Annotated in this window: 10 protein-coding genes; 5 read left to right on the forward strand and 5 right to left on the reverse strand. The window is 57.0% G+C overall.

Annotated features, from left to right (window positions below; genetic code table 11):
* Nucleotides 1-94: 94 nt before the first annotated feature.
* The 5 genes from infA to trxB form a co-directional block, all read right to left on the reverse strand.
* Nucleotides 95-313 carry a translation initiation factor IF-1 gene (gene infA, locus ACWKXN_RS01775; protein WP_002211347.1) on the reverse strand — a complete coding sequence of 73 codons (219 nt, stop codon included), beginning with the start codon at nucleotides 311-313 and terminating at the stop codon, nucleotides 95-97.
* A gap of 284 nt (nucleotides 314-597) precedes the next feature.
* A complete protein-coding gene (aat, locus tag ACWKXN_RS01780; RefSeq protein WP_454543236.1) occupies nucleotides 598-1,302 on the reverse strand; it encodes a leucyl/phenylalanyl-tRNA--protein transferase in 705 nt (234 codons plus the stop codon).
* A gap of 45 nt (nucleotides 1,303-1,347) precedes the next feature.
* Nucleotides 1,348-3,069, reverse strand: a complete 1,722-nt coding sequence (gene cydC, locus ACWKXN_RS01785; protein ID WP_248180149.1) for a heme ABC transporter ATP-binding protein/permease CydC — start codon at nucleotides 3,067-3,069, stop codon at nucleotides 1,348-1,350.
* The gene (gene cydD / locus ACWKXN_RS01790; RefSeq protein ID WP_032658216.1) at nucleotides 3,069-4,835 is read right to left on the reverse strand and encodes a heme ABC transporter permease/ATP-binding protein CydD; all 1,767 of its coding nucleotides are present in this window, start codon (nucleotides 4,833-4,835) and stop codon (nucleotides 3,069-3,071) included. Before cydD ends, cydC begins: the two co-directional genes overlap by 1 nt.
* A gap of 114 nt (nucleotides 4,836-4,949) precedes the next feature.
* Nucleotides 4,950-5,918 carry a thioredoxin-disulfide reductase gene (trxB, locus tag ACWKXN_RS01795; protein WP_032638969.1) on the reverse strand — a complete coding sequence of 323 codons (969 nt, stop codon included), beginning with the start codon at nucleotides 5,916-5,918 and terminating at the stop codon, nucleotides 4,950-4,952.
* Between the two features lie 544 nt (nucleotides 5,919-6,462).
* Between trxB and lrp the strand changes: the two genes are divergently transcribed.
* From lrp to serS, 5 genes are all read left to right on the forward strand, one after another.
* Nucleotides 6,463-6,957: a leucine-responsive transcriptional regulator Lrp gene (lrp, locus tag ACWKXN_RS01800; protein ID WP_000228469.1), complete on the forward strand. Its 495-nt coding sequence runs from the start codon at nucleotides 6,463-6,465 to the stop codon at nucleotides 6,955-6,957.
* 135 nt (nucleotides 6,958-7,092) lie between these two features.
* Nucleotides 7,093-10,812: a DNA translocase FtsK gene (ftsK, locus tag ACWKXN_RS01805; RefSeq protein ID WP_454543237.1), complete on the forward strand. Its 3,720-nt coding sequence runs from the start codon at nucleotides 7,093-7,095 to the stop codon at nucleotides 10,810-10,812.
* Between the two features lie 128 nt (nucleotides 10,813-10,940).
* Nucleotides 10,941-11,555, forward strand: a complete 615-nt coding sequence (lolA, locus tag ACWKXN_RS01810; protein ID WP_023310983.1) for an outer membrane lipoprotein chaperone LolA — start codon at nucleotides 10,941-10,943, stop codon at nucleotides 11,553-11,555.
* A gap of 9 nt (nucleotides 11,556-11,564) precedes the next feature.
* On the forward strand, nucleotides 11,565-12,908 hold the full coding sequence (gene rarA / locus ACWKXN_RS01815) for a replication-associated recombination protein RarA (RefSeq protein ID WP_033145084.1): 1,344 nt from the start codon (nucleotides 11,565-11,567) through the stop codon (nucleotides 12,906-12,908).
* A gap of 92 nt (nucleotides 12,909-13,000) precedes the next feature.
* Complete coding sequence (gene serS / locus ACWKXN_RS01820) at nucleotides 13,001-14,293, forward strand: serine--tRNA ligase (protein WP_064672211.1); 1,293 nt, start codon at nucleotides 13,001-13,003, stop codon at nucleotides 14,291-14,293.
* The last annotated feature ends 33 nt before the right edge of the window (nucleotides 14,294-14,326 follow it).

Consider the following 14,326-nt stretch of genomic DNA (forward strand, 5'->3'; position numbering starts at 1 on the left):
TAATTGTTCAAATAATAACCTGCAGCACAAAAAAGTAAGGCCGGGAAAATCCCGGCCTTATTTAATATTCATCTGCCATTACAGGCGAAAACAATTAGCGACTACGGAAGACAATGCGGCCTTTGCTCAGGTCGTACGGGGTCAGTTCAACAGTCACTTTGTCGCCCGTCAAAATGCGGATGTAGTTTTTGCGCATTTTACCGGAGATGTGCGCAGTTACCACGTGACCGTTTTCCAGCTCTACGCGAAACATGGTATTAGGCAACGTATCAAGTACGGTACCCTGCATTTCAATATTGTCTTCTTTGGCCATCTAATCCTCTGGGGTATCACTACCAAGTTTTGAACCGGCAAGATAATGCCGAAATTCATCAATTAAGTAAAGAATTGCGCGATTAAAACGCAGCAAAACAGTTTCGGCGCATTGCCCAAGCGTCACGGTACAACCGAACAGGAAGCGCATTCGTAAAGGGGAGACAACAGGATAAACGTCAGGACGTTATCTGAAGCGAGGGTCCCAAACGGCGGCGGGGCAACAGGCAGAAGCTACTCTGCGGCATAATTATAACACCCTCACAAAAAATATGCGGAAAACATTTAGGCATCGGGCATAAAGAGCGTTCTCGGTATCCAGAAGTCGCGCGGGAGCTTCTCCTGACGGCTGGTATCGAGATGTTCGATGTACTGGCGTCGCGGGATTTCAACAGCACCCAGCGAGGCCGTGTGCTCGTTGAGCACCTGACAATCGATCAGGCGTCCGCCGCGCTGGGCAAACGCCTCGCAGAAGACCAGCAGTGCGGTTTTCGAGGCGTTAACCGCACGAGAGAACATCGACTCGCCGCAAAATAGCGTGCCTTGCGCCACGCCGTACATGCCGCCGACGAGTGCTCCGCCTTCCCACACCTCGATGGAGTGGGCATAGCCAAGCTCGTGGAGCTGGTGGTAGGCGGTAATAATATCGCGGGTTATCCATGTCCCTTCATAGCGGTCTTCGGCACAGCCTTCAATGACCTGACCAAAGGCGTAGTTGAGGGTGACGCGGTAGGGTGATTTCGCATGGAAACGCTTCATGCTGCGGCTCACGTGAAACTGCGCTGGCCACAGCACGGCACGCGGATCGGGGGACCACCATAAAATCGGATCGCCGGGGGAAAACCAGGGGAATATACCGCGCTGGTACGCCATTAAAAGCCGTGCGGGACTGAGGTCACCACCAAGGGCCAGCAGCCCGTTGGGCTCACGCAGCGCCCCTTCCGGAGAAGGGAACGCGATGTTATGACGAGAAAGCTGGACCAGGCGCATGACAGCAAAACTCCAGTACGCGAGTAAGGACGCTACAAATATAGTCTACAGACGCTGTTTAAACTGGTAGTAGCGACCCTGTTTCGCCAACAGCTCTGCGTGACTACCTTGCTCAATAATGTGTCCGTTGTCCATCACAATTATCTGATCAAAACTCGCCAGTCCGCGCAGGCGGTGTGTGACCATCAGCACGGTTTTGCCGGTCATGACATTCGCCAGCAAATCAAGGATTTGGCTCTCGGTGGTGGCATCCAGCCCCTCGGTGGGTTCGTCGAGCAGCATCAGCGGCGCATCGTGCAGCAGCGCGCGCGCAATTGCCAGACGGCGCAGTTCACCGCCGGACAGCTGACGGCCGCCTTCGCCCAGCCAGCTGTTTAGCCCGTCGTCCTCAAGCAGTTTTTGCAGTCCGACCTGCTCCAGCACGGCGCGAAGCGCATCATCAGAGGCCTCTGGCGCGGCCAGCAGCAGGTTATCGCGCAGTGTGGCGCTAAACAGATGCACGCGCTGCGGAACGACGCTCACCGTCTTGCGCAGGGCCTGCTCGCTGAAATCAGTCAGCAACGTGTTATTAAAACGAATCTGGCCGCGCTGCGGATCCCAGGCGCGGGTCAGCAACTGCAGCAGCGTCGATTTACCGCAGCCGGTACGGCCGAGGATCGCCATCCGCTGTCCTGCATTAACAGAAAGGTTGATACCGTCCAGCGCGTTCTGCGCCTGTTTGTCATAGGCGAAGGTGACCTCTTCAAGCGTCAGCGCAACCTGCTCTGGTACCGCGGTCTGCCCGGCACTGAACGTGACTTCAGGCTCCTGCTCGGCAATCTGCGTGATGCGCAGGGCAGAGGCGATCACCTGGCCCAGATGCTGGAAGGCGCCCGTTACCGGGGCCAGCGCCTCAAACGCCGCCAGCGCGCAGAAGACGAAAAGGGCAATAAGTGGACCCGGCTGTGAATTCCCCCCGACATCGCCGGAAGCCAGCCACAGCATGGCAATCACCGCCACGCCGCCGATTAACATCATCAGCGCCTGAGAGAAGGCTGTCAGCTCCGACTGGCGGCGCTGGGCCTCATGCCAGTTAAGCTCCGTACTTTCCATGCGGGCGCGATAGCGCTTGCTGGCGCCAAATATCGTCAGCTCTGCCTGCCCCTGAAGCCAGGAGGTGAGCTGCTGGCGGTAGTCCCCGCGCAGGCGCGTCAGGTTTTCCCCGGTGGATTTCCCGGCGCGGTAAAACAGCGGCGGCAGAATGATGAGCGTCAGCAGCATGATCCCGCCCAGCGTCAGCGCAACGGAAACATCCAGAACAGACAGCCCCAGCGTGACCACCACAATCACCACAAACGCGCCCACGATCGGGGAAATCACGCGCAGGTACAGGTGATCCAGCGTGTCGACATCCGCAACGACACGGTTAAGTAACTCACCCTGACGAAAACGCGCCAGCCCGGCAGGGGAGAGGGGCAGCAGTTTGCTGAAGGTGTAGATGCGCAGGTGCTGCAGCACGCGGAAAGTGGCGTCGTGGCTGACCAGCCGTTCGAAATAGCGACCGGCAGTACGGGTGATGGCGGTACCGCGAACACCGGCAGCCGGGAGCATATAGTTGAAGCTGTATAAACCGGCAAAGCCCGCGACGGCCGAGGCCGACAGGAACCAGCCGGAAAGCGTGAGCAGGCCAATGCTGGCGAGCAGCGTGACAATCGCCAGCACAATCCCCAGCGTCAGCATCCATTTGTGGCGTTTATAGAGCGCAAGATAAGGCAGCAGAGCACGCATCAGATGTCCTCCTGACGGTTCGCCAGCAGGGCGGCAAACGGTCCCTGCGCGGCAACGAGAGAGGCGTAATCGCCTTGCTCAACAATACGGCCGTTCTCCATGACCCAGATCTGGTCCCAGTCGGCAATCCCCTCCAGCTGATGGGTAACCATCAGGGTGGTTTGCTGCCGGGAGGCGGCGTTCAGGGCCTCCATTACGCGCTGCTCGCTGTGGGCATCCAGGCTGGCGGCGGGCTCATCCAGCAGCATCAGCTGACAAGGATTCAACAACGCGCGGGCAACGGCCACGCGCTGCGCCTGTCCGACCGACAGCCCGGCGGACTGATCGCCGACCACGGTATCTACCCCCTGCGGAAGCAGCGGCAGAAACTCGCTGACCCAGGCGCGGTCGAGCACCGACTGCAGTTCATCTTCACGCGCGTCCGGGCGCGCCAGCAGGACGTTTTCACGCAGCGTAGAGGCTGGAAGCTGCGGGTTTTGTCCTACCCAACTGAGCTGTTTACGCCAGGCGTCTGGATCGAGGTTACGCAGTTCGGTTTTGTTGATCCGCAGTGAACCCGTGTAGGCCATAAAGCCGGATAGCGCATTCAGGAGCGAGCTTTTACCGGAACCGCTGGTGCCGACGAGCACCACCCGTTGTCCGGCAGGTAAGGTAAAATTCAGCGGACCCGCGAGCACTTTGCCTTCGGGTGACAGAATAGAAAAGTCCTGCGCTTCAATGGTCACGGGATCTTTAGCATTCAGCGTCACGTCACCCCGCTCCGGGTGTGCCAGCGGCGTTTCCAGGAATGTTTTCAGGCTATCGGCTGCGCCAACCGCCTGCGCTTTGGCGTGATAGAAGGTCCCCAGATCGCGAAGCGGTTGGAAAAACTCCGGGGCCAGGATCAGCGCCAGGAACCCGGCAGAAAGGGTCACCGCCGTGCCGTAATGGCCGAAATCCAGCGCGCCAAGGTAGGAGAAGCCAAAGTAGACCGCCACGAGGGCAATCGACAGCGAGGTAAAGAATTCCAGTACGCCGGAAGACAAGAAGGCGAGGCGTAACACTTCCATGGTGCGCTGACGGAAGTCCTGCGATGCCTGGCGAATATTTTCGGTTTCCGCTTCACCGCGGCCAAAAATGCGTAACGTCTCCATGCCGCGAAGACGATCGAGGAAATGGCCGCTCAGGCGACCCAGTGCCAGGAAGTTACGGCGGTTGGCATCCGCTGCCCCCATGCCGACCAGCGCCATAAACAGCGGGATCAGCGGGGCGGTGCCCATCAGAATCAGCGCAGCCATCCAGTTCACTGGGAAGATGGCGATCACGATCAGCAGCGGAACGAAGACGGCAAGGGCCATTTGCGGCAGATAGCGCGCATAGTAGTCGTGCATATCGTCAATCTGCTCAAGGATCAGCGTCGCCCAGCTACCGGCCGGTTTACCCTGGATCCACGCGGGCCCGGCTTCCTGAAGACGATCGAGCACCTGACGACGGATCTCGTAGCGGATGTGCTGTCCGGCGTGAAAACCGACGCGCTCACGCAGCCACACCACCCAGGCGCGCAGGATAAAAATCAGGATCAGGACAATAAAAGGTAGCAACAGCGCTTCGCGCGGGATGTTCTCCATGATCATGTGATTAAGAATGCGGGCCAGCAGCCATGCCTGGGCAACAATCAACAGACCGCTAACGAACCCCAGGAGACGGGAAATCGTAAGCCAGCGGCGGGAAATAACGCTTTGCTGTTTCAGCCAGCGTGTTAACTCTTGTTGACGGGTTTTTTCCATTGCGTACTTTGCAGGTGACGTTATTAGAAATTGGGCAGCGCAATGTTACAACGGGGAGACAATAAAGGCGACTTATCGCCGCCTTTATTTACGTTTGTTACTGACTTGTAAAGATTATTTACCTTGTTCAGCCAGTCCATCGAGGTAGCGTTCAGCGTCCAGCGCGGCCATACAGCCGGTGCCAGCGGAGGTGATCGCCTGACGATAAATATGGTCCATTACGTCGCCAGCCGCGAACACGCCCGGGATGCTGGTCTGGGTCGCGTTACCGTGAATGCCGGACTGCACTTTGATGTAGCCGTTTTCCAGCTCCAGCTGACCGTCGAAGATCGCGGTGTTCGGGCTGTGACCGATCGCCACGAAAAGACCCGCCACTTCAAGCGTTTCGACGTTATCGGTGTTCTGGGTATCACGGATACGCAGACCGGCAACGCCCATCTGGTCGCCCGTCACCTCTTCCAGGGTACGGTTGGTGTGCAGCACGATGTTGCCGCTTGCCACTTTATCCATCAGACGTTTGATCAGGATCTTCTCCGCGCGGAAGGTTTCGCGACGGTGGATCAGGTGCACTTCAGAGGCAATGTTCGCCAGGTAGAGCGCTTCTTCCACTGCGGTGTTGCCGCCGCCGATGACCGCGACTTTCTGATTGCGGTAGAAGAAACCGTCACAGGTTGCGCAGGCAGAGACGCCGCGGCCTTTGAACGCTTCTTCGGATGGCAGACCGAGGTAACGGGCAGAGGCGCCGGTGGCGATGATCAGCGCGTCACAGGTGTATTCGCCGCTGTCGCCCGTCAGGCGGAACGGACGGTTCTGCAGATCGACCTTATTGATGTGGTCGAACAGAATTTCAGTTTCGAATTTAGCGGCATGCTCGTGCATACGTTCCATCAGCAGCGGCCCGGTCAGGTCGTTCGGGTCCCCTGGCCAGTTTTCCACTTCGGTGGTGGTGGTCAGCTGACCGCCTTTTTCCATGCCGGTGATGAGTACCGGGTGCAGGTTAGCGCGTGCAGCATAGACCGCTGCGGTATATCCCGCAGGTCCAGAACCAAGGATTAGCAGCTTACTGTGTTTGGCCGTGCCCATGAGATCCCCATTGTTGTTGGCAGACATTTGGCTGGATTGTAGGGAATTTGTTGTCGTAAAAAAAGAGCGCAGCAATTTTGATATCAATCTGTGTAATAGCCACGGGCGATGAATGAGGCGCTATAACATCACGCTTTCGCCTGAAAACCGGTCGTTTGTAAGGCAATAAAATGAGGATTAATACCCTGCCGTAATGAATATCCGGCATGTTGTACTAAAAAACGATGTTTTGCTTTGACAATCCCCTGCGCTTTTGCGAAAACATTCAAGGAAGAAAAAAAACCGCGTTAACCGTATGCCGCATAGGCATGCACGTAAATGCCATTTTTACCGGGTCAGTGAAATCTACGCATGGCGTGGACAGACGCCATACGTGATGTCGGTGACTGCCTTCGGGCAACGGTCTTCTTACCAACAGAACCCGAATCCGCATCGCGTCTAATACAAAACCAGGCGATGTGATGACTAACGGGTACAGGCTCTGAACAGTGATGTGCACAGGGTCCAGGCAGGAGTAGGGAAGGAATACAGAGAGACAATAATAATGGTAGATAGCAAGAAGCGCCCTGGCAAAGATCTCGACCGTATCGATCGTAACATTCTTAATGAATTGCAAAAGGATGGGCGTATTTCCAACGTCGAGCTTTCAAAACGTGTGGGACTTTCCCCGACGCCGTGCCTTGAGCGTGTGCGCCGACTGGAAAGACAGGGTTTCATTCAGGGCTATACTGCTCTGCTGAACCCGCATTATCTGGATGCCTCACTTCTGGTATTTGTTGAGATTACTCTGAATCGTGGTGCGCCGGATGTGTTTGAGCAATTTAACGCCGCTGTACAAAAACTTGAAGAAATTCAAGAGTGTCATCTGGTGTCCGGTGATTTCGACTACCTGTTGAAAACCCGTGTGCCTGATATGTCCGCCTACCGTAAGCTGCTGGGGGAAACCCTGCTGCGTCTGCCAGGCGTGAACGACACCCGTACATATGTGGTGATGGAAGAGGTCAAACAGAGCAATCGTCTGGTTATTAAGACGCGCTAACACGGAACAGGTGCAAAATCAGCGTAGTTTGATTACACTCCTGTTAATCCATACAGCAACAGTGCCGGGGAGTCCCGGCGCTGTTGTCCGTTTTAGCAAAAAGGCAGGATATGCCTGATACCTGGAGAGCCTTTTTTGAGCCAGGAATACACTGAAGACAAAGAAGTCACACTATCGAAGCTAAGCAGCGGACGTCGTCTCCTCGAGGCTTTGCTGATTGTTATTGCCCTTTTTGCCGTCTGGCTGATGGCAGCCTTACTCAGTTTCAACCCCTCAGATCCCAGCTGGTCACAAACTGCATGGCATGAGCCTATCCATAATTTAGGCGGTGTCCCCGGTGCCTGGCTTGCGGACACGCTGTTCTTCATTTTCGGTGTGATGGCCTACACCCTTCCCGTCATTATCATTGGCGGATGCTGGTTTGCGTGGCGTCATCGTCAGAACGATGATTACATCGACTATTTTGCCGTGTCGCTGCGCCTGATTGGCGCGTTGGCGCTGATCCTCACCTCGTGCGGGCTGGCGGCAATCAATGCGGATGATATCTGGTACTTCGCCTCTGGCGGAGTGATCGGCAGTTTACTCAGTTCTGCTCTGCAGCCGATGCTGCACAGCAGCGGCGGCACGCTGGCGCTGCTGTGCATCTGGGCTGCCGGGCTGACGCTGTTTACCGGCTGGTCCTGGGTAAGCATTGCTGAGAAGATCGGAAGTTTTATCCTCACCATTCTGACTTTCGCCAGCAACCGTACCCGCCGTGACGATACGTGGGTTGATGAAGACGAATACGAAGATGAAGAGGAAGATGACGCGCCTGTGCAGCGTCGCGAGTCTCGTCGTGCGCGTATTCTGCGCGGCGCGCTGGCGCGTCGTCAGCGTGTTGCAGAGAAATTTGCCAACCCGCTGGGTCGTAAAACCGATGCGGCGCTCTTCTCCGGTAAACGCATGGATGAAGACGAGCAGGTGGCGTATCGCGCTGCGGGTGTCGCCGTCGATCCTGACGATGTGCTCTTCTCCGGCAGCCGGGCCACTCCGGGTGACTTCGACGAATACGATCCGCTGTTAAATGGCCACTCGGTTACCGAGCCGGTTGCAGCCGCCGCAGCCGCGACGACCGCTGCGCAGGCGTATGCCGCGCCTGTCGACGCCGTGATGCCATCCGCGCCGGTTTCGCCGCCGGAATCCGTTATTCAGCAGCCTCAGGTTGACTGGCAGACTGCGCCAGGCGTTCACACGCCGGAGCCGGTTATCGCGCCTGAACCTGAAAGCTACATCCCTGTACAGCAGGAGCAGTGGCAGCAGCCATATCAGCCGCCGCAGCCTGCGTATGAACCGCAAGAGTACCCGCACTATGAACAGCCTGTGGCCCAACCTTATCAGGAGTATGTGCCTGAACCGGTTGAACCTGTGCAGCCTTATGTAGAGCCGCAGCCTGAACCTGAAATCGTGGAAGAGGTAAAACCCTCTCGTCCACCAATGTACTATTTTGAAGAAGTTGAAGAGCGTCGTGCGCGTGAACGCGAGCAGCTGGCGGCCTGGTACCAGCCTGTGCCTGAACCGGTGCAGGAGCCGGTGACGAAAGCGCCTTCAGTTTCCGTTCCACCGATCGACCCGACGCCTGCAGTCGCACCCGTAGCGGAAAGCGTGAAGCAGGCTACCGCGGCCGCTGCCGTGGCTGCACCTGTTTTTAGCCTGGCAACCAGTGGCGCGCCACGTCCTCAGGTGAAGGAGGGGATAGGTCCGCAACTGCCTCGCCCTAACCGCGTTCGCGTTCCAACCCGCCGTGAGCTTGCCTCTTATGGCATCAAGCTGCCTTCCCAGCGTATGGCGGAAGAGAAAGCGCGCGAGCCTGAGTACGAAGATGACGCCGATGAAATGCAGCAGGACGAGCTGGCCCGTCAGTTCGCCGCGCAGCAGAATCAGCGCTACGGTAATGAATACCAGCACGATGAACCTATGCTGGAAGACGAAGAGGACGCGGCTGAAGCAGAACTGGCGCGCCAGTTCGCCGCCACCCAGCAGCAGCGCTATTCCGGTGAACAACCGGCTGGAGCAAATCCGTTCTCGCTGTCTGATTTTGAATTCTCGCCGATGAAGGATCTGGTGGATGATGGCCCTAGCGAGCCTTTATTTACCCCGAGCGTGATGCCGGAAGCGGAGCCTGTGCGCCAGCAGCCAGCACCACAGGCCTACGCGCAGCCGCAGCAGCCTGTTCAGCAGCCGTATGCGCAGCCGCACCAATCTGTTCAGCAACCGCAGCAGCCACCACAGCCACCACAGCCGCCGCAGTTCCAGCAGCCTGCGCCTCAGCCGCAGGAAAGTCTGATTCACCCGCTGCTGATGCGTAACGGTGACAGCCGTCCGCTGCAGCGTCCAAGCACTCCGCTGCCGTCGCTGGATCTGTTAACGCCTCCGCCGTCAGAAGTGGAGCCGGTCGATACCTTCGCGCTGGAGCAGATGGCGCGTCTGGTTGAAGCGCGTCTGGCTGACTTCCGCATCAAGGCGGACGTGGTGAACTACTCGCCGGGTCCTGTGATCACCCGTTTTGAACTGAACCTGGCGCCTGGCGTTAAAGCCGCGCGTATTTCCAACCTGTCCCGCGACCTGGCGCGTTCTCTCTCGACCGTGGCGGTACGTGTGGTGGAAGTAATACCGGGCAAACCGTACGTTGGCCTTGAGCTGCCGAACAAGAAACGTCAGACCGTCTACCTGCGTGAAGTGCTGGATAACACCAAATTCCGCGATAACCCATCTCCGCTGACCGTGGTGCTGGGTAAAGATATCGCTGGCGATCCGGTAGTCGCGGATCTCGCCAAAATGCCTCACCTGCTGGTAGCAGGTACCACCGGTTCCGGTAAGTCTGTTGGTGTGAACGCCATGATCCTCAGCATGCTCTATAAAGCGCAGCCGGAAGATGTGCGTTTCATTATGATCGACCCGAAAATGCTCGAACTGTCGGTCTACGAAGGCATCCCACATTTGCTGACCGAAGTGGTCACCGATATGAAGGACGCCGCCAACGCCCTGCGCTGGAGCGTCAACGAGATGGAACGCCGCTACAAGCTGATGTCTGCGTTGGGCGTGCGTAACCTGGCCGGTTATAACGAGAAAATTGCCCAGGCTGTGCGCATGGGGCGTCCGATCCCGGATCCTTACTGGAAGCCGGGTGACAGCATGGATGCCCAGCATCCGGTGCTGGAAAAACTGCCTTATATCGTCGTGCTGGTCGATGAATTCGCTGACCTGATGATGACCGTCGGTAAGAAAGTAGAAGAGCTGATTGCCCGTCTGGCGCAGAAAGCGCGTGCGGCCGGTATTCACCTTGTGCTGGCGACCCAGCGTCCTTCCGTGGACGTGATCACTGGTCTTATCAAAGCGAACATCCCGACGCGTATCGCCTTTACCGTATCCAGTAAAATTGACTCCCGTACCATTCTTGACCAGGGCGGCGCAGAGTCGCTGCTGGGTATGGGTGATATGCTCTATTCCGGCCCGAACTCCACCTCTCCGGTGCGTGTCCACGGTGCGTTCGTCCGCGATGAGGAAGTTCACGCCGTCGTGCAGGACTGGAAGGCGCGCGGTCGTCCGCAATACGTTGACGGTATTACCAGCGACACGGAAAGCGAAGGCGGCGGCGGTGGCTTCGACGGCGGCGAAGAGCTGGATCCGTTATTCGATCAGGCGGTTAACTTCGTTACCGAAAAACGCAAAGCGTCCATCTCAGGCGTGCAGCGTCAGTTCCGCATCGGCTATAACCGCGCGGCGCGCATCATCGAGCAGATGGAAGCGCAGGGCATTGTGAGCGAGCAGGGGCATAACGGTAACCGCGAGGTGCTGGCACCGCCGCCGTTTGATTAACCTTCAGCGATTGCAAAGAAGGGTAAATCAGCCAAAATTAAGCATTTTCTTCTGTCGCCTGCCTTCGGGCAGGTCCAGAATAGAAGACGGAAACCCCATATCGGGAAGACGTATTTTAAGGAATAACAATGAAAAAAATCGCCATCGCCTGTGCATTACTCACCAGTTTTGTCGCCAGCAGCGTCTGGGCTGATGCAGCCAGCGACCTTAAAAGCCGACTGGATAAAGTAAGCAGCTTCCACGCCAGCTTCACGCAAAAAGTGACGGATGGCAGCGGCAACGCGGTGCAGGAAGGTCAGGGAGATTTGTGGGTAAAACGCCCGAATCTGTTCAACTGGCACATGACTCAGCCGGATGAAAGCATCCTGGTCTCTGACGGTAAAACCTTATGGTTCTTCAACCCGTTCGTTGAGCAGGCAACGGCGACCTGGCTGAAAGATGCCACCAGCAATACGCCGTTTATGCTGATTGCCCGTAACCAGTCCAGCGACTGGCAGCAGTACAATATTAAACAGACGGGTGACGAGTTTGTCCTGACGCCGAAAGGCAGTAACGGCAACCTGAAGCAGTTCACCATTAACGTAAGCACCAACGGTACGATTAATCAGTTCGGCGCGGTTGAGCAGGACGATCAGCGCAGCAGCTACCAGCTCAAGTCTCAGCAGAACGGCGCCGTTGATGCATCGAAATTCACCTTTACCCCGCCGCAGGGCGTAACGGTGGACGACCAACGCAATAAGTAAGAGGCGTGAGTGGGCAATCTGTCGCTCGATTTTTCAGATAACGCGTTTCAACCTCTGGCCGCTCGTATGCGGCCAGAAAATTTAGCGCAGTACATCGGCCAGCAGCATCTGCTGGCTGCCGGTAAGCCATTGCCGCGCGCCATTGAGGCCGGGCATCTTCACTCCATGATCCTCTGGGGACCCCCTGGTACCGGCAAGACCACGCTTGCAGAAGTGATCGCCCGCTATGCCAACGCGGACGTTGAACGTATCTCGGCGGTCACCTCCGGCGTGAAAGAGATCCGTGAGGCGATCGAGCGTGCGCGGCAGAACCGCAATGCCGGGCGGCGTACCATCCTCTTCGTGGACGAAGTCCACCGCTTCAACAAGAGCCAGCAGGATGCCTTCCTGCCGCATATTGAAGACGGCACGATCTTCTTCATCGGTGCGACCACCGAAAACCCGTCGTTTGAACTGAACTCGGCGCTGCTTTCCCGCGCGCGCGTTTACCTGCTCAAATCGCTCACCACCGAGGATATCGAAAAGGTTCTCACCCAGGCGATGGACGACAAAGCGCGCGGCTACGGCGGACAGGATATCGTTCTGCCTGACGACACGCGTCGTGCGATTGCCGAGCTGGTCAACGGTGATGCGCGGCGTGCGCTGAATACGCTGGAAATGATGGCCGATATGGCCGAAATCGACGATGCCGGGAAGCGGGTGCTGAAACCGGAACTGCTCACCGAAATTGCGGGTGAACGCAGCGCGCGTTTCGATAACAAAGGCGACCGTTTTTACGACCTGATCTCGGCGCTGCATAAGTCCGTGCGGGGCAGCGCGCCGGATGCGGCGCTTTACTGGTACGCGCGCATTATCACTGCGGGCGGCGATCCTTTATATGTCGCGCGTCGCTGTCTGGCGATTGCGTCAGAAGATGTCGGCAATGCCGATCCTCGCGCCATGCAGGTTGCGCTGTCGGCCTGGGACTGCTTCACCCGCGTTGGGCCCGCGGAAGGCGAACGTGCCATTGCGCAGGCGATTGTTTATCTGGCCTGCGCGCCGAAAAGCAATGCGGTTTATACCGCCTTTAAAGCGGCGATGTCCGATGCGCGTGAACGTCCGGACTACGATGTGCCGGTTCACCTGCGTAACGCGCCGACCAAACTGATGAAAGAGATGGGGTATGGGCAGGAGTATCGTTACGCTCATGATGAACCCAATGCCTACGCTGCCGGGGAGGAATATTTCCCGCAGGAGATGGCACAAACGCGCTATTATCACCCCACAAACAGAGGTCTTGAAGGCAAGATTGGTGAAAAGCTCACCTGGCTCGCCGGACAGGATCAAAATAGCCCTATAAAACGCTACCGTTAGTTCAATCGTTGCGGTAATGTTGGCAATGTATCCTTGTGGCCGCAGGCTGTGGTCACATTTTCCTATTTTAATTCGATAAGCACAGGATAAGCATGCTCGATCCCAATCTGCTGCGTAATGAGCCAGACGCAGTCGCTGAAAAACTGGCACGCCGGGGCTTTAAGCTGGATGTAGATAAGCTGCGCGCTCTCGAAGAGCGTCGTAAAGTTCTGCAGGTACAAACTGAAAATCTGCAGGCAGAGCGTAACTCTCGATCGAAATCCATCGGCCAGGCGAAAGCGCGCGGGGAAGATATTGAGCCATTACGCCTGGAAGTGAACAAACTGGGTGAAGAACTGGATCAGGCAAAAGCTGAGCTGGACGTTCTTCAGGCCGAGATTCGTGATATTGCCTTGGCTATCCCGAATATTCCTGACGACAGCGTGCCTGTCGGCAAAGATGAAAACGACAACGTTGAAGTGAAACGCTGGGGTACGCCTCGTGAGTTTGACTTCGAAGTGCGCGATCACGTGACGCTGGGCGAAATGCACGTGGGCCTGGACTTTGCGGCAGCGGTTAAGCTGACCGGCTCCCGTTTTGTGGTGATGAAAGGCCAGATTGCCCATCTGCACCGCGCACTGGCGCAGTTCATGCTGGATCTGCACACCGAGCAGCATGGCTACAGCGAAACCTACGTGCCGTATCTGGTCAACCACGATACGCTGTACGGTACAGGCCAGCTGCCAAAATTTGCCGGCGATCTGTTCCATACCCGTCCGCTGGACGAGGAAGCAGACAGCAGCAACTACGCGCTGATCCCAACCGCTGAAGTGCCGCTGACTAACCTCGTGCGTGATGAGATCATCGATGAAGACGACCTGCCAATTAAGCTGACGGCACATTCACCGTGCTTCCGTTCTGAAGCAGGTTCTTACGGTCGCGACACGCGCGGTCTGATCCGTATGCACCAGTTCGACAAAGTTGAGATGGTGCAGATCGTCCGTCCTGAAGAGTCCATGGACGCGCTGGAAGAGATGACCGGCCACGCTGAGAAAGTGCTGGAGCTGCTGGGCCTGCCGTACCGTCGTATGGCCCTGTGCACCGGTGATATGGGCTTTGGCGCCTGCAAAACCTTCGATCTGGAAGTGTGGGTGCCTGCTCAGAACACCTATCGTGAGATCTCCTCCTGCTCTAACGTCTGGGATTTCCAGGCGCGTCGTATGCAGGCACGCTGCCGCAGCAAATCTGACAAGAAAACCCGTTTGGTGCATACCCTGAACGGTTCTGGTCTGGCTGTGGGCCGTACGCTGGTTGCCGTGCTGGAAAACTACCAGCAGGCAGACGGTCGTATTGAGATCCCTGAAGTGCTGCGTCCATACATGAAAGGCCAGCAGTACATCGGCTAATTCTTTGCCTCACAACAAAAAAGCGCCTTTGGG

This window comes from Enterobacter sp. UPMP2060 (genome assembly GCF_053709655.1).

Excerpts from the sequence above, each read along its gene's own strand:
- cydD (WP_032658216.1), bottom strand. The coding sequence starts at position 4,835 with ATGGAAAAAACCCGTCAACAAGAGTTAACACGCTGGCTGAAACAGCAA.
- infA (WP_002211347.1), bottom strand. The coding sequence starts at position 313 with ATGGCCAAAGAAGACAATATTGAAATGCAGGGTACCGTACTTGATACG.
- serS (WP_064672211.1), top strand. The coding sequence starts at position 13,001 with ATGCTCGATCCCAATCTGCTGCGTAATGAGCCAGACGCAGTCGCTGAA.
- cydC (WP_248180149.1), bottom strand. The coding sequence starts at position 3,069 with ATGCGTGCTCTGCTGCCTTATCTTGCGCTCTATAAACGCCACAAATGG.
- aat (WP_454543236.1), bottom strand. The coding sequence starts at position 1,302 with ATGCGCCTGGTCCAGCTTTCTCGTCATAACATCGCGTTCCCTTCTCCG.
- trxB (WP_032638969.1), bottom strand. The coding sequence starts at position 5,918 with ATGGGCACGGCCAAACACAGTAAGCTGCTAATCCTTGGTTCTGGACCT.
- lolA (WP_023310983.1), top strand. The coding sequence starts at position 10,941 with ATGAAAAAAATCGCCATCGCCTGTGCATTACTCACCAGTTTTGTCGCC.
- lrp (WP_000228469.1), top strand. The coding sequence starts at position 6,463 with ATGGTAGATAGCAAGAAGCGCCCTGGCAAAGATCTCGACCGTATCGAT.